Source organism: Mesorhizobium sp. WSM4849 (genome assembly GCF_055811385.1).
In genome coordinates this window covers 64,123-81,731 of the sequence record NZ_JBVVPW010000002.1, presented here as the reverse complement: position 1 = coordinate 81,731, position 17,609 = coordinate 64,123, and the positions used below count along the sequence as shown (strand labels likewise).

Here is a 17,609-nt window from a genome sequence, read left to right as displayed (position 1 = left end):
CAGTGAACATCGGCGCGTCACGCTTTCACGTCAAGCTTTTTTGTGAAGCTGTGCACATCGCAGATGTGGAACATGCTAGCTTTCGCGGCGCGCTGCCAACGGTGCGGCCTTTCCTTTTCCCCTCGTTGTGGGAGAAGGTGGCCGAGCGAAGCTCGGTCGGGGTGTTCCAGCAATGAAGGCGCCTCAACCGTCTTGGCGCTGCGCGCCAATCCACCTTCTCCCACAAGGGGAGAAGGTAAGAACCAACCGTCGTCAGGACCGCGGTCTGGTCTTTTGCGGATCGTAGTGGGCGAACGCGACGACCCGCGCCGGCAGCCGCTTGCTGTGGCCGTCGAGCTTGCCGATCTCGACCTCGGTGCCGATGGCGGCATGGGTGACGTCGAGCCTGGCCAGCGCGATGGTCTTGTTCAGCACCGGCGAGCGCATGCTCGAAGTGACCTCGCCGATCTCGGCGCGGCCGACATGGATGCAATCGCCATGGCCGACCACGACATTGGCGTCGATATCGAGGCCGACCAGCTTCTTCTGTGGGTTTTCCTTGCGCCGGATCAGCGCCTCGCGGCCGATGAAATCGTCGCTCTTGGTCTTCAGCGGCACGGTAAAGCCGATGCCGGCCTCGAACGGATCTGTCTGGTCGGAGAACTCGTATCCGGCAAAGATCAGCCCGGCCTCGATGCGCACCATGTCGAGCGCCTGCAGCCCCATCGGCTTCAGGCCGTGCGGCTGGCCGGCCTCCCAGATGGCGTCGAACACCTTCTCGGCGTCGCGCGGATGGCACCAGATCTCGTAGCCGAGCTCGCCGGTGTAACCGGTGCGCGAAACCACGACCGGAATGCCGTTGCCGCCGCCGATGCGGGCGACCGCGAAACGGAACCATTCAAGCTCGTCGATCGACGGCTGCAGCGGCGAGGTCCAGATGATCTCCTTGAGGATGTCGCGGCTCTTCGGTCCCTGCACGGCGACATTGTGCATCTGGTCGGTCGACGAGCGGACCAGCACGGTGAGGCCGAGTTTTTGCGCGGTGTCGCGCAGCCATTCGCCGGATAGATCGTCGCCGCCGACCCAGCGGAAATTATCCTTGCCGAGCCGAAGCAGCGTGCCGTCGTCGATCATGCCGCCATGCTCGTAGCATATAGCGGAATAGACGACTTGGCCGACGCCGAGCTTCTTGATGTCACGGGTCAGCGTGTATTGCAGCAGCGCTTCGGAATCCGGGCCGGTGACCTCGAATTTGCGCAGCGGCGACAGGTCCATGATGACGGCGGCCTGTCGGCAGGCCCAGTATTCGTCGATCGGGCCTTGCCTGGCGAAGGAATTGGCCAGCCAATAGCCCCTGTACTCGACGAAGTTGCGGGTGTGTTTGGCAAAGCTCGAATGAAATGATGTCTCGCGGGTCATTTTCGGTTCCGAATCGGGCGTCATGCGTCTGGCGATCGCTCGCGAGAATTTGTGCTGGCCGGAATAGGTCCGCACATGGATGTCGGTCAGGTTCCAGCCATTGGCCGGCGTCGTGTCGTCCGGGCAGGCCGACGAAACGCAAACGATGTCGGTCAAGGCGCGCAGCAGCACATAGTCGCCCGGCCGCGACCACGGCTCGTCGGACACCATGACGCCATGCGCGTCGATCGCCGTGTTGAAGAAGAAGTTGATCGCCATCCAGCCCGCGCGCGGGGTGACGCCCTTGTCGGCGAGCGCGCGGTTGAAATTCTCCGAGCAGTTGGGGTGACCGGGATAGCCGATGTCGTCGTAATATTTGGCGGCGCAAGCGAGCGCGAATGCATCGTGCCGGCCGCATGTGTCCTGCACCACTTCGACCAGCGGCTCCATGTCCTGGTCGTAATATTTCGAGTGCAGGCCTGGCATCGGATAGCTCGAGCCCATCAGCGTGCGGGTCGTCGTCACGTCGAGCGGATGATCGCTGCCCTTGTCAAGCTTGCGCGCCGAAAAGCACTGGAAGTCGGTGCATTGGCGCCCGTCGACATCGATGATCTGCAGATAGTCGCCTGCCTTGACGAAGTAGGCTTCCGCGGTCGCCGAATGGACGCGCAGGTCGAGCACCGGATCGGCTAGGGGATCGCCCAATTGCGACTTCGCCACCGGACGGATCGTGGCGCGGCGGACGATGACGTTGAGCGGTGTCGCCGTGTCGTGGCCGTCGACCAACATCGGCCCACCCGGGGCGGCGATCAGCATCGACCCATTACGGGCGACCGTAAAACCCTGTTCGGTGCCGGCCGGGGTGGCGCCGCCGAAGACGCGAACCGCCTTTGCCTGATCAAGCTGCACCTGGCGTCGCTCGAGCCCTCGGCGCAAGGAAGCGAGGCTGTCGTCGCCATCGGCCAGCAGCGCCTTGATGCCGGCGGCGTTGCTGTTCGATTTCTCGCCTAAAATGCTGGGGTCGGTAGCGCCGCTCTTGTCCCAAGCCAGCAGTTCGCAAGCCTGGCCGCCCTCTACGTTGCGTACGCTGATGGTATCGTCGGCCTCGACATCGATGAGCACCGCGCCATTGCCGTGAACGAAATAGCGCTCCATGCCAGCCGGCAGCGCCATTTGGCCGGGCCGCAGGATGAGGCTCGGCCGGGGCGGTCCGGCGGCGACGGCGGGGTAGGGCGACTGGCTCATCTCAACCCTATGTCTTGAGAAACAAGTTTGCCTGTACGTGAAATTATTTTAGCGGGAAGAATAGCAGTGCTTGCAGTTTTGGCAAGGCAAAGGGGATGGGCTGGGCGCAATCGCTTGGGTTTGAGTTCGCCGATCGAGCTTATCTTCCAAGCGTCGGCGCCGCCCCTCACCTGCCTGCCGGCATCCTCTCCCCGTAAACGGGGCGAGGGGCGCTCTCCTCGACGATTTCGCCAATCACCAGCGTTGCACAAAAAGGCGCCAGCGTTGCGGCCAGCTTCTTTCTCCCCGTTAACGGGGAGAAATGCCCGGCAGGGCAATGAGGGGCAGCGCCGAGATATCAAATTGGCCCTCTTCCGGCAAAAGTCGAGACTACCCCAATTCCTCCGAGTGCCCGACGTCGACGCCATACTCTGCGGCGGCGTCGAGCATCGTGCGCCACAGGCTTTCGGCGAAGGTTGCAAACACCAGAAGATTGAACACCGCCTGCCCATCCGGCCGGTCATTTCCACGCCAGAGATTGACACTGGTATGATCGATCGATGTCGCGGCAGCGGCGCCGATCGGGAATGACGCCGGGTGCAGGTCGAGCGACGACAGCTTGGCCAGCATGGCGCGCGCCTTCGTTCCCGAGACGCTGATCAGGGCGCGCGCATGCGACTGGTCCGACAGCGAGGCGGGTTGCGAAAACGCCTGGCTCAAAATGTCGATCGCATGCTTGCCGCCCTTCGACAGGACGAGGAACTGATCCGGCCCCGACCAGATGAGCATCACGTCCGAAGCGCTGACGGCCTTCGGCACCTCCGGAGCCGCCATGCCGAAACGGGCCTTGGCGGCGTTTGCCAGTTCCGCCCCTTTGCCGCGCCGCGCCATGATCTGGATCAGGTCGAAATTGCGAATCTCGGTGAGCGAAATGCCCGGTTCGACGTCGCGCGCGCCATAGGCGCCCACGACAAGGACATGCTCCAGCGGACTGCGAGAAATCCACGAAATTTCAGCCACGCTGGCGCCCTCCATCCGGATCGTAGAAGACGGGATTGCACAGCTCGACGTCATAGTCTTCGCCGCGCAGCGGATCATGCGCATGGACGATCTCGCCGATGCGCTCGCGGCCGCGCTCGACAAGCGCCAGCCCGATCCACTGGTCGAGCGTCGGCGAGAAGCAGACCGACGTGACATAGCCCTGATCGTTGGCGGAACCCGGTATCTCGCCCTTCGGAATGACATGTGCGCCGGAGCGCAGGCGGCGCGCTCTGTCCGTCGGCTTGATGCCGACCACGACCTGCCGATCCGCTGCCGCCAGCGCCTCGCGCCCGGCCATGACGCGGCCGATAAAATCCTTCTTGGTCGACATCATCTTGCCGAGCCCGAGGTCGGCGGCGGTCGTCGTGCCGTTCAGTTCCGGCCCGGCGACATGGCCCTTTTCGATGCGCATGACGCCAAGCGCTTCGGTGCCGTAGGTCGTCACGCCGAATTGTTTGCCGGCTAGCATCAGATTGCGCACCAGCGCGTCGCCGTAGCGGGCCGGAACGGAAATCTCGAACGCCAACTCGCCGGAGAACGAAATGCGGAACAGCCTCGCCCCGATGTCGCCGCGAAGCGCGACTTCCCGCGCGCCCATAAATGGAAACGCCTCGTTCGACAAATCCTCGGCTGGATCGACAATTTCGCGGAGTAGGTCCCGGGTCTTTGGCCCGGCGATCGAGAATTGCGCCCACTGGTCGGAGACTGACGTGAGTTGCACGTCGAGTTCTGGAAACAGCACCTGCCGGCAGAATTCGAGGTGCTGCATCACCGGACCGGCCTTGGCGGTGGTGGTGGTCAGGAAATAGTGGTCCTTGGCCAGTCGCGACGTGGTGCCGTCGTCATAGACGATGCCGTCCTCGCGCAGCATCAGCCCGTAGCGCGCTTTCCCCACAGCGAGATTGGAGAAGGTGTTGATGTAGACGCGGTCGAGGAACGCGCCGGCATCCGGTCCGTGCACGTCGATTTTGCCGAGCGTCGAGACGTCGCAAAAGCCGACGCCGCCGCGCACCGCCTTGACCTCGCGGGTGACCGATTCCAGCCAGCCCTTCTCGCCGGCGCGCGGATACCATTGCGCGCGCTTCCACAGGCCGGTGTCGATGAACACCGCGCCCTGCTCGGCCGCCCAGTGATGCGACGGCGTCAGCCGCGTCGCATGGAAATTCTCCTCGCGATGATGGCCGGCGAAGGCGCCGATTGCGACCGGCACATAGGGCGGGCGATAGATCGTCGTGCCGGTCTCGGGGATGGATTTGCCTGATACCGCCGCCATGATGGCGAGGCCGGCGACGTTCGAGGTCTTGCCTTGGTCGGTGGCCATGCCGAGCGTCGTGTAGCGTTTCAGATGCTCGACGGATTCAAAGCCTTCGCGCTGCGCCAGTTCGATGTCCGCAGCGGTGACGTCGTGCTGGTAGTCGACAAAGGCTTTCCCTTTGCCGGCAACATGCCAGAGCGGGGTCAGCGAAAAAGCCTCGTCGTCGGCGACTGGCGGAGCGCCGGCATTGCCGCTGTTTCCGGCACTCTGCGCTGCCGCCGCACCGGCGGCGAATCCCTGTCGCAGGCAGGCGCCGAGGCCAAAAGCGCCGTTGGCGGCACCGGCGGCCGCCATGCCCGCAGGGGCGCCGTCCGGCACGAAGGCGGATATATCGCCCTGCCATTTCGGCCGGCCGCGATGGTATGAGGTCAGCCCGACTGCCGGGTTCCAGCCGCCGGAAACGGCAAGACCGTCGGCTTCGACTTCGGCGCGTGCGCCGCCGGCCAGCGATATCGAGATTTTCCTGACACCGTCCTTGCCGCCTTCGACACCGACGACGGAGCCGTTCAAAACGGCAAAGCCGGCTTTGGCGGCGAGCGCGCGATGCGTGGCGGACACGTCCGGACGCGCATCGACGACCGCCGCGATCTGCAATCCGGCGCCAAGCGCCGTCTCGACCGTGCGCCAGCCATCCTCATTGTTGGTGAACAGCGCGATCCGCTTTGCGGGCGTTGCCGCATAGCGCGCGACATAAGTCCGCATCGCCGAAGCCATCATCACGCCGGGCGTGTCGTTGCCGGCAAAGACGATCGGCCGTTCTATGGCACCGGCGGCAACAACTGAGCGCTTTGCTATGATCCGCCACAGTCGCTGGCGCACCTGATGCTCCGGCGGGGAGGGCAGGTGATCGTTGACCCGTTCGATCGCGCCATAGCTGCCGCCGTCATAGACGCCGAACAGCGTCGTGCGGGTCATGAGACGGACGCCGGGCAGCGAGGCGAGCTCGGCCAGCGTGCGGGAGATCCATTCGGCCGCCGGCATACCGTCGATCGTGCCGCCGTCGGCAAGCAGGCGGCCGCCAAGCGCAAAATCTTCCTCGCACAGGATGACGCGGGCGCCAGATCGGCCGGCGGCGAGCGCTGCGGCCAGCCCGGCCGGGCCGGAGCCGGCGATCAGTACGTCGCAATGCGCCCAAGCCTTGTCGTAATGATCTGGGTCAGCAACGCCCGCCGCCCGGCCGAGACCGGCGGCGCGGCGGATCGCCGGCTCGTAGATCGCCTCCCAGAATTTTGCCGGCCACATGAAGGTCTTGTAGTAGAAGCCGGCGACGAAGATCGGCGAAAACATCTGGTTCACCGCCATCACATCGTGGCGCAGCGACGGCCAGCGGTTCTGGCTGGCCGCTTCCAGACCGTCATAAAGTTCGGCCGTGGTCGCCTTGGTGTTGGGCTCACGCCGCGCCCCCGTGCGCAGCTCGACCAGCGCGTTGGGTTCTTCCGAGCCTGATGTCAGGATGCCGCGCGGCCGATGGTATTTGAACGAGCGGCCGACCAGCTTGACGCCATTGGCGATCAGCGCCGAGGCAAGCGTGTCGCCCTGGAAGCCGGCAAAGGTTTTGCCGTCAAAGCGAAAGTTCAGCGGCGCCGAGCGGTCGATGAGACCGCCTGATGCGAGACGATAGGGCTGGCTGGAAATCACGATTGCCGGCCTTCCGTCGCTTCGAGATCATGCAGGAGCGCCGCGCCGCCCCTCATCGCCCTGCCGGGCACTTCTCCCCGTATAGTGACGGGGAGAAGGGGGCTGGCCGCGACCTTGGCATTCCGTCTGCAACGCTGGCGATTGGCGAAATCGCCGACGACAGCGTCCCTCTCCCCGTCCCTATACGGGGAGAGGATGCCGGCAGGCAGGTGAGGGGCAGCGCTGAGTTGGACAGGAGAATTCATTTCGCGGACCGCCTCGCACCAACGCCTGCCGCCGGCTCGACCGAGGAAATCTCATGCGTCAGCGTGTTGCGGGTGATCTTCAGCCAGGCCCGGCAGCCGCCAGCATGGTACCAATGTTCGCTCATCGCACCGGCAATGTTGTCGCGCAGGTAGACATAGTCGAACACCGCGTCTTCCGAGGCGCCGGCTGCCGGACGCGCCGGCTTGGCGTCGCCGAGATAGGTGAACTCGCCGAGTTCGCGTTCGCCGCAGAAGGGACAGACAATACGCATGCTTTGGACCGTCCTCAGTGCAGGTTCGGTTGGGCGCCGACGCCCTTTTCATCGATCACAGCACCGCGCCGGAACCGGTCGAGGCGGAATCTGGTGGCCTCCCTGTGCGGTTCGTCGCGGGCCAGAAGATGGGCAAAGACAAGGCCGGAGCCGGGCGTTGCCTTGAAGCCGCCATAGCACCAGCCGGCATTGAGATAGAGCCCGTCCACCGGCGTCTTGTCGATGATCGGCGAGCCGTCCATCGACATGTCCATGATGCCGCCCCATTGGCGCAAGAGGCGCACGCGACCGATCATCGGCATCAGCGCCATGCCGCCCTCGCAGACGTCTTCCATCACAGGCATGTTGCCGCGCTGGGCATAGGAATTGTAGCCGTCTATGTCTCCGCCGAAGACCAGCCCGCCCTTGTCGGACTGGCTTACGTAGAAATGGCCGGCGCCGAAGGTCATGACGTTGGGGATCAGTGGCTTGATCGCCTCGGAGACGAAGGCCTGCAGCACGTGGCTCTCGATCGGCAGGCGCATTCCCGCCATCGCCGCGACGCGCGACGAACTGCCGGCAACGGCCATGCCGACCTTGCCGGCGCCGATTGTGCCGCGCGACGTCTCGACGCCGGTCACTTTGCCGTTGGCGTCGCGCGCAAAACCTGTCACCTCGCAATTCTGGATGATGTCGACGCCGAGCGCGCTCGCCGCATGGGCATAGCCCCAGACCACCGCGTCGTGGCGCGCCGTGCCGCCGCGCCGCTGCAGCAGGCCGCCTTGCACGGGAAAGCGTGCATTGTCGAAGTTCAGGAACGGCATCACCTTCTTGACCGCCGCCAGGTCGAGCAGTTCGGCATCGATGCCGTTGATGCGCATCGTATTGCCGCGCCGCGCATAGGCGTCGCGCTGCGCATCGGAATGGTAGAGATTGATGACGCCGCGCTGGCTGACCATAGTGTTGTAGTTGAGATCCTGCTCCATGCGCTCCCACAGCTTCATCGACAGCTCGTAGAAGCCGGTATTGCCGGGCAGCCCGTAATTGGAGCGGATGATGGTTGTGTTGCGGCCGGCATTGCCGGAGCCGATCCAGCCCTTTTCGAGCACGGCGACATTCCTGATACCGTACTCGCTGGCCAGGAACCATGCCGTCGCCAGGCCGTGACCGCCGCCGCCGATGATCACCACGTCGTAGCGGTCCTTCGGGCTGGCGTCGCGCCAGGTGCGCTGCCAATTCTTGTGGCCGGAAAATGCGGCGCGGGCGAGGGAGAAGATCGAGTATTTCATAAATCTATTCCGAGGTCGCTCGCGCCAAGCAGGACCTTTCTTGACGCATCGGAATCATCCGAAAACCGCTTCACACTTTTCGGTCCGATGCTTTAGATATCGAGCGTATGGTCACGCTCCCACTGGGTGAAGTGGGAAGCATAGGAATTCCATTCCTGGTGCTTCAGCTTTAGGTAGGCCGACGAAAATTCCTCACCCAGCGCCGCCTTGAGTGATTTGTCGTTGTCGAACTCGCGCAATGCATCGAGCAAGTTGAGCGGCAGCTTCGGCGCGCCCTCCACCGTATGGCCAAACTGGTACATATCGATGTCGTAGCGCCTGCCGGGATCGGCTTTCGAGCGGATGCCATCGAGGCCGGCGGCGATGATGACGGCCTGCAGCAGATAAGGGTTTGCCGCGCCGTCGGGCAGGCGCAACTCGAAACGGCCGGGGCCGGGCACGCGCACCATGTGGGTGCGGTTGTTGCCGGTCCAAGTCACCGAGTTCGGCGCCCAGGTGGCGCCCGAGATGGTTCGCGGCGCATTGATGCGCTTGTAGGAATTGACCGTCGGGTTGGTGATCGCGGCAAGTGCGGAGGCATGCTTCATGATGCCGCCAAGAAAATTCTTGCCCTTCGCCGACAGGCCGAGCTCCATGGCGTTGTCGGCAAAGACGTTGGTCTTGCCGTCCTTGTCCCACACCGAGATGTGGGCGTGGCAGCCATTGCCGGTCAGGCCGGGGAATGGTTTTGGCATGAAGGTGGCGCGCAGGCCGTGCTTTTCTGCAACAGATTTGACCATGAACTTGAAGAAGGAATGCTTGTCGGCGGTCGCCAGCGCATCGTCGAAGGCCCAGTTCATCTCGAACTGGCCGTTGGCGTCCTCATGGTCGTTCTGGTAAGCGCCCCAGCCGAGCGCCAGCATGTGGTCGCAGATCTCGGCGATGACATCGTAGCGCCGCATCACCGCCTGCTGGTCGTAGCAGGGCTTTGACGCCGTGTCGTATTCGTCGGAAATCGTCTTGCCGTCCGGCGAGATTAGGAAGAACTCGGCCTCGACGCCGGTCTTGACATGCATGCCGTCGCCCGCCGCCTCGGCAATCAGCCGCCTCAGCGTGTTGCGCGGCGCCTGCTCGACCGATTTTTCGTCCATCATGCAATTGGCAGCAATCCAGGCGACTTCCGGCTTCCACGGCAGCTGGATGACCGAATCTGGATCCGGCACCGCCAGCATGTCTGGATGCGCCGGCGTCAGGTCGAGCCAGGTGGCAAAGCCGGCAAAGCCGGCACCGTCCTTCTGCATATCGGCGATGGCTTGCGCCGGTACCAGCTTGGCGCGCTGCCCACCGAACAGGTCGGTGTAGGAAATCATGAAATATTTGACGCCGTTCCCTTTGGCGAAGGCGGCGAGATCGTTCCCCATTATAGTTCCTCGCTTATTGGTATTTGGTAGTTTGATATCAGAAGCCGTTCTTCCCCGGTATCCAGTTGGTCCCGGCCAGCGGCACGCCGGCCATGGCGGCGGCTTCGATCGTCAGCGCGACGAGATCCTCGGGCTCGAGATTATGCAGGCTGTTCTTGCCGCAGGCGCGGGCAATCGTCTGCGCCTCCAGCGTCATCACCTTGAGATAATTCGCCAGCCGTCGGCCGGCCGCTATCGGATCGACCCGTTTCATTAGTTCGGGGTCCTGCGTGGTGATGCCGGCCGGATCGCGGCCCTCGTGCCAATCGTCATAGGCGCCGGCGGTGGTGCCGAGCTCGTTGTATTCCGCCTCCCAGCGCGGATCGTTGTCGCCGAGCGCGACAAGTGCGGCGGTGCCGATCGACACCGCGTCGACGCCGAGCGCCAGCGCCTTGGCCACATCGGCGCCGTTGCGGATGCCGCCCGAGATGATCAGCTGCACCTTGCGATGCATGCCGAGATCCTGCAGCGCCTGCACCGCCGGCCGGATGCAGGCAAGCGTCGGCTGGCCGACATTCTCGATGAACACTTCCTGGGTTGCGGCGGTGCCGCCCTGCATCCCGTCGATCACGACGACATCCGCGCCTGATTTCACCGCAAGTGCTGTATCGTAATAGGGCCGCGCGCCGCCGACCTTGACGTAGATCGGCTTTTCCCAGTCGGTGATTTCGCGCAGTTCCAGGATCTTGATCTCGAGATCGTCGGGCCCGGTCCAGTCGGGGTGGCGCGAGGCCGAGCGCTGGTCGATGCCCTTCGGCAGCGTGCGCATTTCGGCGACACGGTCGGAGATCTTCTGGCCAAGCAGCATGCCGCCGCCGCCGGGCTTGGCGCCCTGGCCGACGACGATCTCGATCGCATCCGCCCGGCGCAAATCGCGCGGGTTCATGCCGTAGCGTGACGGCAAGTACTGGTAGACCAGCGTCTTGGAATGGCCGCGTTCTTCCTCGGTCATGCCGCCGTCGCCGGTGGTCGTCGAGGTGCCCGACAGCGTCGCGCCGCGGCCCAAAGCTTCTTTCGCAGGGCCGGACAGCGAGCCAAAACTCATGCCGGCGATGGTGATCGGGATTTTCAGCTCGATCGGCTTTTTCGCATGGCGCGAGCCCAGCACGACACTGGTGTCGCAGCGCTCGCGATAGCCTTCGAGCGGATAGCGCGAGATCGAGGCGCCGAGCACCAGCAGGTCGTCGAAATGCGGCAGCTTGCGCTTGGCGCCGGCGCCGCGAATGTCATAGATGCCGGTCGCCGCGGCGCGGCGGATCTCGGAGAGTGTGTAGTCGTCGAAGGTCGCGGATTTGCGCGGCGTCGTCGGCGGGTTGCGATAAGTCATTGAGCCTCAATACGCGTCGGCGTTGTCGATGTTGAAATTGTAGAGCGTGCGTGCCGAGCCGTAACGCTTGAACTCCGCCGCTTTGACGCCGGTCACCCCGGCGCGGTCGAGCAGGCCTTGCAGCAATTCCAGATGCTCTGGCCGCATCTCCTTGGCGATGCAGTCGGCGCCAAGGCTTTCGACCTTGCCGCGCACGAACAGACGCGCCTCGTAGATGGAATCGCCGAGCGCATCGCCGGCGTCGCCCAGCACCACCAGATTGCCGGACTGCGCCATGAAGGCCGACATGTGGCCGATATTGCCGTGGACGACGATGTCGATGCCCTTCATCGAAATGCCGCAGCGCGACGACGCGTTACCCTCAATGACCAGCAGCCCGCCCCTGCCGGTGGCGCCGGCATACTGGCTGGCGTCGCCTTTGACCGTTATCGAACCCGACATCATGTTTTCGCCGACGCCGGGTCCGGCCGAGCCATGCACGGTGATGGCGCTGCCGTCGTTCATGCCGCCGCAATAATAGCCGACACTGCCGCGGACATCGATGGTGACCGGCTGGTCGACGCCGACAGCGACCGAATGGCTGCCTTTCGGATTGAGCACTTCCCAGGCGGTCTCGTTCGAACCGAGGGTCAAATTATGAAGCGCCTGGTTGAGCTCGCGCAGCGGCATCTCGGCCAGGTCGAAGACCCGTGACGCATGGCTCTGGTCGAGTGCCTTGGAGACGTTGATTGCCGGCATGAACTCAATGCTCCCAGAAATAGACGGTTGCGGGCTCGGGTTCCCAGACCCTCGCATTATCTATGCCGGGCAGTTTGGTGAGCGCGCGATATTCCGAGCCGAAGGCGACATACTGGTCGGTCTCGGCCATGACGGCAGGCTTGCAGGCGATCGGATCGCGCACCACGCCGAAGCCGTTCTTGGTGCCGACGACGAAGGTGAAGAACCCGTCGAGGTCGCTCAGCGTGCCTTCCAGCGCCTCGCCGAGATTCTTGCCATGCGCCATCTGCGAGGAGAGATAGGCGGCCGCAACTTCCGTGTCGTTCTCGGTTTCGAATGTCATGCCTTCGCGGATCAGTTCGCGGCGGACATTGTTGTGATTGGAGAGCGAGCCATTGTGCACCAGGCACTGGTCGGCGCCCGTCGAGAACGGATGCGCGCCCATCGTCGTCACCGCCGATTCCGTCGCCATGCGGGTATGGCCGATGCCGTGCGTGCCGGTCATGCTGCGCACGTCGAAGCGATCGACGACCGCTTCAGGCAAGCCAACTTCCTTGTAGATTTCGACGACGTCGCCGGCACCCATGATGCGGACGTCTGGGCGCAGCGTCTGGATGGCCTCGCGCGCTTCATCGATCTTGGCGGGCGTGGTTCTGACGACCGCATGCGTCGACTTCACCGCAATGCCGACCGGGGCTCCGATCGCCTTGGCGAGTTCAGCGTCGAGACCGCGGAAGTCGCGCTCCGGCTTTGCCGACTGGATGGTGATCTTGGCCTCGTTGCCTGTTGGCGCGCCGTAGATGGCGATGCCGGCGCTGTCCGGACCACGATCGCTGAGCGAGATCAGCATCTGCGACAGCATCGAGCCGAGCTGAGGCTCGAGCGACTTGTCCTTCAAAAACAGTCCGACGATTCCGCACATGTCAGGCTCCCGAGGTTTGTTCCCTTGGAGATGTATCGAATGAGTCTTGGAAATTCAATTGGGATGAAAAAAATTTTCCTGTGGTTACAGATCGACCTGTGGATCGCCGCTCGCACTATCGCTGCCCTGGAGGGTGTTGTGAACCCATTTGGCATGGCGGATGCGGGCGATCTTATAGGCGTCCAGGACCGACAGAGCATAGATCAGGACGCCGCCGGCGTGGCGGCCGATGAAGCTGGCATCGGCTGGTGCGATCTTGGCCGTGACCCATGCCAGGATCACCATGAAGAAAAGAAACCGCAGGCCGCGCACCGGCACGCCCAAAACGACATGCCCGCTTCCCGGCAAAACAATCGCGGCGCCGAGCACGAAATACGGGTTTGGTGGTGCGGGCGACGTGGTCTGGCTGATCATGCGACCCGCCGTTCGGCAAGATTGATGGCATCGCGAAGCGCGGATGCGGACTTGAGCAGCTTTTCGATCAGCGCTGGATCAAACCTGACACTGCCGAATTCAGCCTGCCGGAACACGCCATAGCGGGCCCGTTCGGCCTCTGCCAGCAGCCAGACGATGCGCACACCGTTTGGCGTGATCAACAGTTCCTTGGCGCGTCCGTCGGCAAACATATCAAGGTGATCCGTGATGGTGTCCAGCGGGAAGCGCACGCCTTTGCGATCCGTTCGAAGCACCGCCTCGGCTGGAAATCCTGCCGGCTTGGGAAGCGTATGGTCGAGATGATCGAAGTTGGAGAAGGTGGTCGGCGAACCCGGCCGCATCATCATATCGAATGTGCCTGGCACCGCGACTCTTTCGGTAATCGAAATACTGAGCCATCGCGTCGGAAGCTTTCTTGTCGCCAGCGTGTCGATGATGGTCCGCACCTGGGCCCGCCGGCCGTTCCACGAGCCGGCCCAGGTGACGACGCCGGCCGTGCCGTCGGAGACGTTGGCCGCGTCCGGGATGATGGCACGGACGCTGGCTTCATCGGCGGCAAGCGCGGCCAAGGCCCTGTCGCGGCTGGCGCGCGCAAGCCAGGCAAGGTGAAGCACAAGTGCCAGGGCGACCGCGCCGGCGAGCAATGCTGAGATCACTTGAACTACCTCGTCACGCCGACGCCCGCCCGTAAACCGTGGAGGCGCGGCGCTCTAATACCCCTGCGGCTTCGGCCACGGCATGGTGAATTGGGCACCGCGGCGCACGAATTTATAGCGATAGAAATGGAACCACAGCGAGATCAGGAAGTAGAACGCCACCATCGCGATCAGCTGCGAGCCGAAACCGAGGAAGATTGCAAAGAAGGTGACCACGCACAGACAGAACAGCACGATGGCCGGAAGCGGATGGAACGGATGCGTGTAGCCGCGACGGATCGAGCCGAGGGGCCATTTCTTGCGGAACATGATGATGTTGATGCTCATGAAGGTGTACTGCAGCACACCCGACAGAATGGAGAAGGTGATCGCCTGGTTGAGGTCGGCGATGAAGGCGAAGGCGAGCGCGATCGGCAGCAGGAACAGGATCGAGCGATAGGGCGTGCGGTATTTCGGATGCACGGCCGCGAACCAGCTCGGCAAATAGCGGTCGCGGCCGAGCGAAAACCAGGCGCGCGCCGCGTCGTTGATACAGCCATTGGCGGATGCCAGCGCCGCAAGCAGCGTCGCGATGAACAAAAGGTTTTCAAGCAGCGGGCTGCCGGTCAGCTTGGCCGCGTCCCAAAGCGGATAATAGGTGGTGCCGAGATATTCCCACGGCATCATCGAGGCGCAGACATACCAGGTCATGGCTGCGGCGATCAAAAGCGTGATCATGCCGGCCATCGTGCCGTAAGGCAAAGAGCGGGCCGGGGAGCGCACTTCCTCGGCTGCCTGCGTGGTGCCCTCGATGCCGAGATAATACCAGATGCCGAACTGAAACGCGGCAATGACGCCGATCCAGCCATAGGGCAGGGCATTGCCGGGGGTCACCAGCTCGTTCAGCTTTAGCACGGCGCCTTGCGTCCATGGGCTGACGGAAAAGAACAGGATGACGATCGAGACATAGGCGAGCGCCGTGATGACGAAGTTCACATTGAGCGTCATCAGCACGCCGCGGTAGTTCAGCCATGCCAGCACGACGATGGTGGCGGCGATGAAGGCGTTGCGGTTGAGCCCCTCGACGCCCGCCTTGGCGATGATCGTGTCACCGAGCAGGATGGAATCCGACACTTCCAGCATGGTGTAGGCAAAGACCAGGAACAGCGCGACGTTGAACGCCATCAGCGGCCCGACAATGTGCTTTGCCTGTGCATATTGGCCGCCGGCGGCAGCGACGGTCGAGGTGACCTCGGAATCGATCATGGCGACGGACGTGTAGAGCAGCCCGACAACCCAGCAGACGATCAGCGCCGCCAGTGCGCCGCCCTTGTCCGCCGCGAAATTCCAGCCGGTGAATTCGCCGACCAGAACGATGCCGACGCCGAGCGCCCAGACATGGGCCGGGCCGAGCACCCTGAGCAGCGAAACCCTGTCACCTTGCACTGCTGGTTCAAGTGCGATCGTCATTGTTCAATCTCCACTCAGATCCGGTGTTTTTCGGCCACGGCTTCAAGCTCGCCTTCACGCGACGAAGTCAGAACCTCCTCGGAAAAAGTCGTGTCGATCTTGAACCAGTCGTAGAGCATCCACAGCGCGAGCACGATCGAGATGCCCCACGATGCATAAGAGAGTGCGATCCACATGATGACGCTTCCCCGATATTTGCCTGTCTTCGTCTTCGAATTTTTATTTGTCGCCGAACTTTTCGTTGATAACGTCGCGATATTCGCGGTCCGATGCGCGAAACAGGAAGACGAAATAGCCGATCAGAACCGCGGCCATGATGATCAGCGTCGGCCAGTCGATGACGTAGTGAAACCGGTTCTGGATGATGTCATGCGCGGTCGCTGGCGTGTAGCCGAGCTTCTCCCAGATCGACGCCATTGTGGGGTTCTGGCCAAGCGCTTCCCATGTCGCCGCGTCGATCTTGTCGATCGATTTTGCCGCACCCGCCAGTCCCAACTTGAGCGGCAGCCATAGGGCGACGAAAATGGCGACCACGACGACGGCAATATCGAAAACCTGGCCGGCCTTGCTTTGCTCCGGCGGTGTATAGCGCGACATGCTCTCTCCCCTCAGGACTTGCGGTTGCGGAAGGCGTCGGCGTGCTTGATGTCGAGCCCGTAAATGAAGTCCTTGTCTTCCTTGTAGTGGTTGACCATCGCCAGGATGGCGGCCGTGTTGAAGATCAGCACGGCGGCGGCAGCGACGGCGACGACGACCTTGATCCCCATGTCGGGGATGTATGGCCAGGTCATCACAAGGACGAAGAGGATCGTCGCCCACAGGCAAACGATCAGGAGCACCGATCCGCGCACGTCGGAACGGTATAACGCTTCAATGCGCTGTTGCAGGTTGGACATCGTTTCCCCTCCATCGCTCTCTTTCAAGAGAGTGAAATTTTTTTCATAAGTTCTGTCCGAATTCTGGAATTGTCAAGCCGATTTTACACTCGATTAACCGTTGTTCCGCGCCGGATTTTGCCTGACAATGAAATAATTTGCTTGCGGGTATTGCAGGGCTCCTGCGTTTGCGGTCAATATTCGGTCAATGCTCCGGCCTCCGCGCACAGGAGCGGGGAACAGCGAATTTCACAACGGAGGACGAGCGGATGACGGCATCCTGGAGATTTTCGACCTTGGCGGATCGCCATCGTGCGCTTGGTTCGAAGCTCGAAGACTGGAGCGGGATGGGCACCGCCTGGACCTACGACAAGGACGCGGACGAGGAATACATCGCCATCCGCACCAAGGCCGGGCTGATGGACGTGTCGGGCCTGAAGAAGGTCCACATCACCGGGCCGCATGCCTCGCATCTGATCGACCTGGCGACGACGCGCGACGTGGAGAAGATCTATCCCGGCAAATCTGCCTATGCCTGCATGCTGAACGAGGCGGGAAAATTCACCGACGACTGCATCCTTTACCGCACCGGCCCGAATGCCTGGATGGTCGTGCACGGTTCGGGCACCGGCCATGAGGAGTTGCAGCGGGCCGCCATGGGCCGCGATGTCTCGCTGCGCTTCGATGACAATCTGCACGACCTCTCGCTGCAGGGGCCGATAGCCGTCGACTATCTGGCAAAGCATGTGCCGGGCATTCGCGACCTCGCCTATTTCCATCACATGCAGACGCGGCTGTTCGGTTTTCCGGTGATGATCTCGCGCACCGGCTACACCGGCGAACGCGGCTACGAGATCTTCTGCCGTGGCCAGGATGCCGGCACGATCTGGGACACCATCCTCGATGAGGGCAAGAGCGCCGGCATCATCCCGTGCCGGTTCACCACGCTCGATATGCTGCGTGTCGAGAGCTACCTATTGTTCTATCCCTACGACAATTCGCAGAAATATCCGTTCGAGAACGAGGGCCCCGGCGACACGCTGTGGGAACTCGGCCTCGACTTCACCGTCAGCCCCGGCAAGACAGGCTTTCGCGGTGCCGAGGAGCACTACCGCCTCAAGGGCAAGGAGCGGTTCAAGATCTTCGGCGTGCTGCTCGAAGGCAAGGAGCCGGCCGACGAGGGCGCGCCGGTCTATCGCGACGGCAAAAAGGTCGGCGTGGTGACCTGCGCCATGTATTCGCCGCTGGTCCAGAAATCGATGGGCATTGCCCGGCTCGATGTCGACTGTGCCGTCCAGGGCACCAGGCTCGAGATCCGCAACCAGAGCGGCGCCATCAGCGCGACGGCTGAGCCGCTTCCGTTCGATGATCCGAAGAAGACCAAGCGCACGGCGAAAGGCTGAGGCATA

At 62.9% G+C, this 17,609-nt stretch carries 17 protein-coding genes; 1 reads left to right on the top strand and 16 read right to left on the bottom strand.

Going from position 1 to position 17,609, the window contains the following annotated elements; all coding sequences use genetic code 11:
• Positions 1-17: 17 nt before the first annotated feature.
• From AC0L3L_RS02255 to AC0L3L_RS02180, 16 genes are all read right to left on the bottom strand, one after another.
• Positions 18-209: a hypothetical protein gene (locus AC0L3L_RS02255; RefSeq protein WP_473636389.1), complete on the bottom strand. Its 192-nt coding sequence runs from the start codon at positions 207-209 to the stop codon at positions 18-20.
• Positions 210-252: 43 nt separating this feature from the next.
• On the bottom strand, positions 253-2,622 hold the full coding sequence (locus AC0L3L_RS02250) for a DUF1989 domain-containing protein (protein WP_473636388.1): 2,370 nt from the start codon (positions 2,620-2,622) through the stop codon (positions 253-255).
• A 369-nt stretch (positions 2,623-2,991) separates the two neighbouring features.
• Positions 2,992-3,621 (bottom strand): sarcosine oxidase subunit gamma, encoded by a 630-nt coding sequence (locus AC0L3L_RS02245; RefSeq protein WP_473636387.1) that lies wholly within the window; start codon positions 3,619-3,621, stop codon positions 2,992-2,994.
• Positions 3,614-6,592 (bottom strand): sarcosine oxidase subunit alpha, encoded by a 2,979-nt coding sequence (locus AC0L3L_RS02240; protein WP_473636559.1) that lies wholly within the window; start codon positions 6,590-6,592, stop codon positions 3,614-3,616. Before AC0L3L_RS02240 ends, AC0L3L_RS02245 begins: the two co-directional genes overlap by 8 nt.
• A 244-nt stretch (positions 6,593-6,836) precedes the next feature.
• Positions 6,837-7,112 carry a sarcosine oxidase subunit delta gene (locus tag AC0L3L_RS02235; RefSeq protein ID WP_473636386.1) on the bottom strand — a complete coding sequence of 92 codons (276 nt, stop codon included), beginning with the start codon at positions 7,110-7,112 and terminating at the stop codon, positions 6,837-6,839.
• A 14-nt stretch (positions 7,113-7,126) separates the two neighbouring features.
• Positions 7,127-8,380 (bottom strand): sarcosine oxidase subunit beta family protein, encoded by a 1,254-nt coding sequence (locus AC0L3L_RS02230; protein ID WP_473636385.1) that lies wholly within the window; start codon positions 8,378-8,380, stop codon positions 7,127-7,129.
• A 92-nt stretch (positions 8,381-8,472) separates the two neighbouring features.
• Positions 8,473-9,780: a type III glutamate--ammonia ligase gene (glnT, locus tag AC0L3L_RS02225; protein ID WP_473636384.1), complete on the bottom strand. Its 1,308-nt coding sequence runs from the start codon at positions 9,778-9,780 to the stop codon at positions 8,473-8,475.
• Between the two features lie 37 nt (positions 9,781-9,817).
• Positions 9,818-11,146, bottom strand: a complete 1,329-nt coding sequence (locus tag AC0L3L_RS02220) for an FMN-binding glutamate synthase family protein (RefSeq protein ID WP_123146944.1) — start codon at positions 11,144-11,146, stop codon at positions 9,818-9,820.
• A 6-nt stretch (positions 11,147-11,152) separates the two neighbouring features.
• Positions 11,153-11,884 carry a GltB/FmdC/FwdC-like GXGXG domain-containing protein gene (locus tag AC0L3L_RS02215; protein WP_473636383.1) on the bottom strand — a complete coding sequence of 244 codons (732 nt, stop codon included), beginning with the start codon at positions 11,882-11,884 and terminating at the stop codon, positions 11,153-11,155.
• 4 nt (positions 11,885-11,888) lie between these two features.
• Positions 11,889-12,785: a class II glutamine amidotransferase gene (locus tag AC0L3L_RS02210; RefSeq protein WP_473636382.1), complete on the bottom strand. Its 897-nt coding sequence runs from the start codon at positions 12,783-12,785 to the stop codon at positions 11,889-11,891.
• 84 nt (positions 12,786-12,869) lie between these two features.
• Positions 12,870-13,199, bottom strand: a complete 330-nt coding sequence (locus AC0L3L_RS02205; protein ID WP_473636381.1) for a hypothetical protein — start codon at positions 13,197-13,199, stop codon at positions 12,870-12,872.
• A complete protein-coding gene (locus AC0L3L_RS02200; protein WP_473636380.1) occupies positions 13,196-13,876 on the bottom strand; it encodes a hypothetical protein in 681 nt (226 codons plus the stop codon). Before AC0L3L_RS02200 ends, AC0L3L_RS02205 begins: the two co-directional genes overlap by 4 nt.
• 54 nt (positions 13,877-13,930) lie before the next feature.
• Entirely contained in the window at positions 13,931-15,325 is a 1,395-nt protein-coding gene (locus tag AC0L3L_RS02195) for an APC family permease (RefSeq protein WP_473636379.1), read from the bottom strand.
• 14 nt (positions 15,326-15,339) lie between these two features.
• Positions 15,340-15,501 carry a hypothetical protein gene (locus AC0L3L_RS02190; protein WP_473636378.1) on the bottom strand — a complete coding sequence of 54 codons (162 nt, stop codon included), beginning with the start codon at positions 15,499-15,501 and terminating at the stop codon, positions 15,340-15,342.
• Between the two features lie 43 nt (positions 15,502-15,544).
• On the bottom strand, positions 15,545-15,922 hold the full coding sequence (locus AC0L3L_RS02185) for a hypothetical protein (RefSeq protein WP_473636377.1): 378 nt from the start codon (positions 15,920-15,922) through the stop codon (positions 15,545-15,547).
• 11 nt (positions 15,923-15,933) lie between these two features.
• Positions 15,934-16,221, bottom strand: coding sequence for a hypothetical protein (locus tag AC0L3L_RS02180; RefSeq protein ID WP_473636376.1), 288 nt, complete (start codon positions 16,219-16,221; stop codon positions 15,934-15,936).
• A 248-nt stretch (positions 16,222-16,469) separates the two neighbouring features.
• On the opposite strand from AC0L3L_RS02180, the gene AC0L3L_RS02175 reads away from it, so the two are divergent.
• Positions 16,470-17,603, top strand: coding sequence for an aminomethyl transferase family protein (locus AC0L3L_RS02175; protein ID WP_473636375.1), 1,134 nt, complete (start codon positions 16,470-16,472; stop codon positions 17,601-17,603).
• Positions 17,604-17,609: the final 6 nt, after the last annotated feature.

What these genes read in the sequence shown, in the direction of transcription:
- AC0L3L_RS02250 (WP_473636388.1), bottom strand. Translation starts at nt 2,622, where the DNA reads ATGAGCCAGTCGCCCTACCCCGCCGTCGCCGCCGGACCGCCCCGGCCG.
- AC0L3L_RS02235 (WP_473636386.1), bottom strand. Translation starts at nt 7,112, where the DNA reads ATGCGTATTGTCTGTCCCTTCTGCGGCGAACGCGAACTCGGCGAGTTC.
- AC0L3L_RS02230 (WP_473636385.1), bottom strand. Translation starts at nt 8,380, where the DNA reads ATGAAATACTCGATCTTCTCCCTCGCCCGCGCCGCATTTTCCGGCCAC.
- glnT (WP_473636384.1), bottom strand. Translation starts at nt 9,780, where the DNA reads ATGGGGAACGATCTCGCCGCCTTCGCCAAAGGGAACGGCGTCAAATAT.
- AC0L3L_RS02220 (WP_123146944.1), bottom strand. Translation starts at nt 11,146, where the DNA reads ATGACTTATCGCAACCCGCCGACGACGCCGCGCAAATCCGCGACCTTC.
- AC0L3L_RS02215 (WP_473636383.1), bottom strand. Translation starts at nt 11,884, where the DNA reads ATGCCGGCAATCAACGTCTCCAAGGCACTCGACCAGAGCCATGCGTCA.
- AC0L3L_RS02210 (WP_473636382.1), bottom strand. Translation starts at nt 12,785, where the DNA reads ATGTGCGGAATCGTCGGACTGTTTTTGAAGGACAAGTCGCTCGAGCCT.
- AC0L3L_RS02205 (WP_473636381.1), bottom strand. Translation starts at nt 13,199, where the DNA reads ATGATCAGCCAGACCACGTCGCCCGCACCACCAAACCCGTATTTCGTG.
- AC0L3L_RS02195 (WP_473636379.1), bottom strand. Translation starts at nt 15,325, where the DNA reads ATGACGATCGCACTTGAACCAGCAGTGCAAGGTGACAGGGTTTCGCTG.
- AC0L3L_RS02190 (WP_473636378.1), bottom strand. Translation starts at nt 15,501, where the DNA reads ATGTGGATCGCACTCTCTTATGCATCGTGGGGCATCTCGATCGTGCTC.
- AC0L3L_RS02185 (WP_473636377.1), bottom strand. Translation starts at nt 15,922, where the DNA reads ATGTCGCGCTATACACCGCCGGAGCAAAGCAAGGCCGGCCAGGTTTTC.
- AC0L3L_RS02180 (WP_473636376.1), bottom strand. Translation starts at nt 16,221, where the DNA reads ATGTCCAACCTGCAACAGCGCATTGAAGCGTTATACCGTTCCGACGTG.
- AC0L3L_RS02175 (WP_473636375.1), top strand. Translation starts at nt 16,470, where the DNA reads ATGACGGCATCCTGGAGATTTTCGACCTTGGCGGATCGCCATCGTGCG.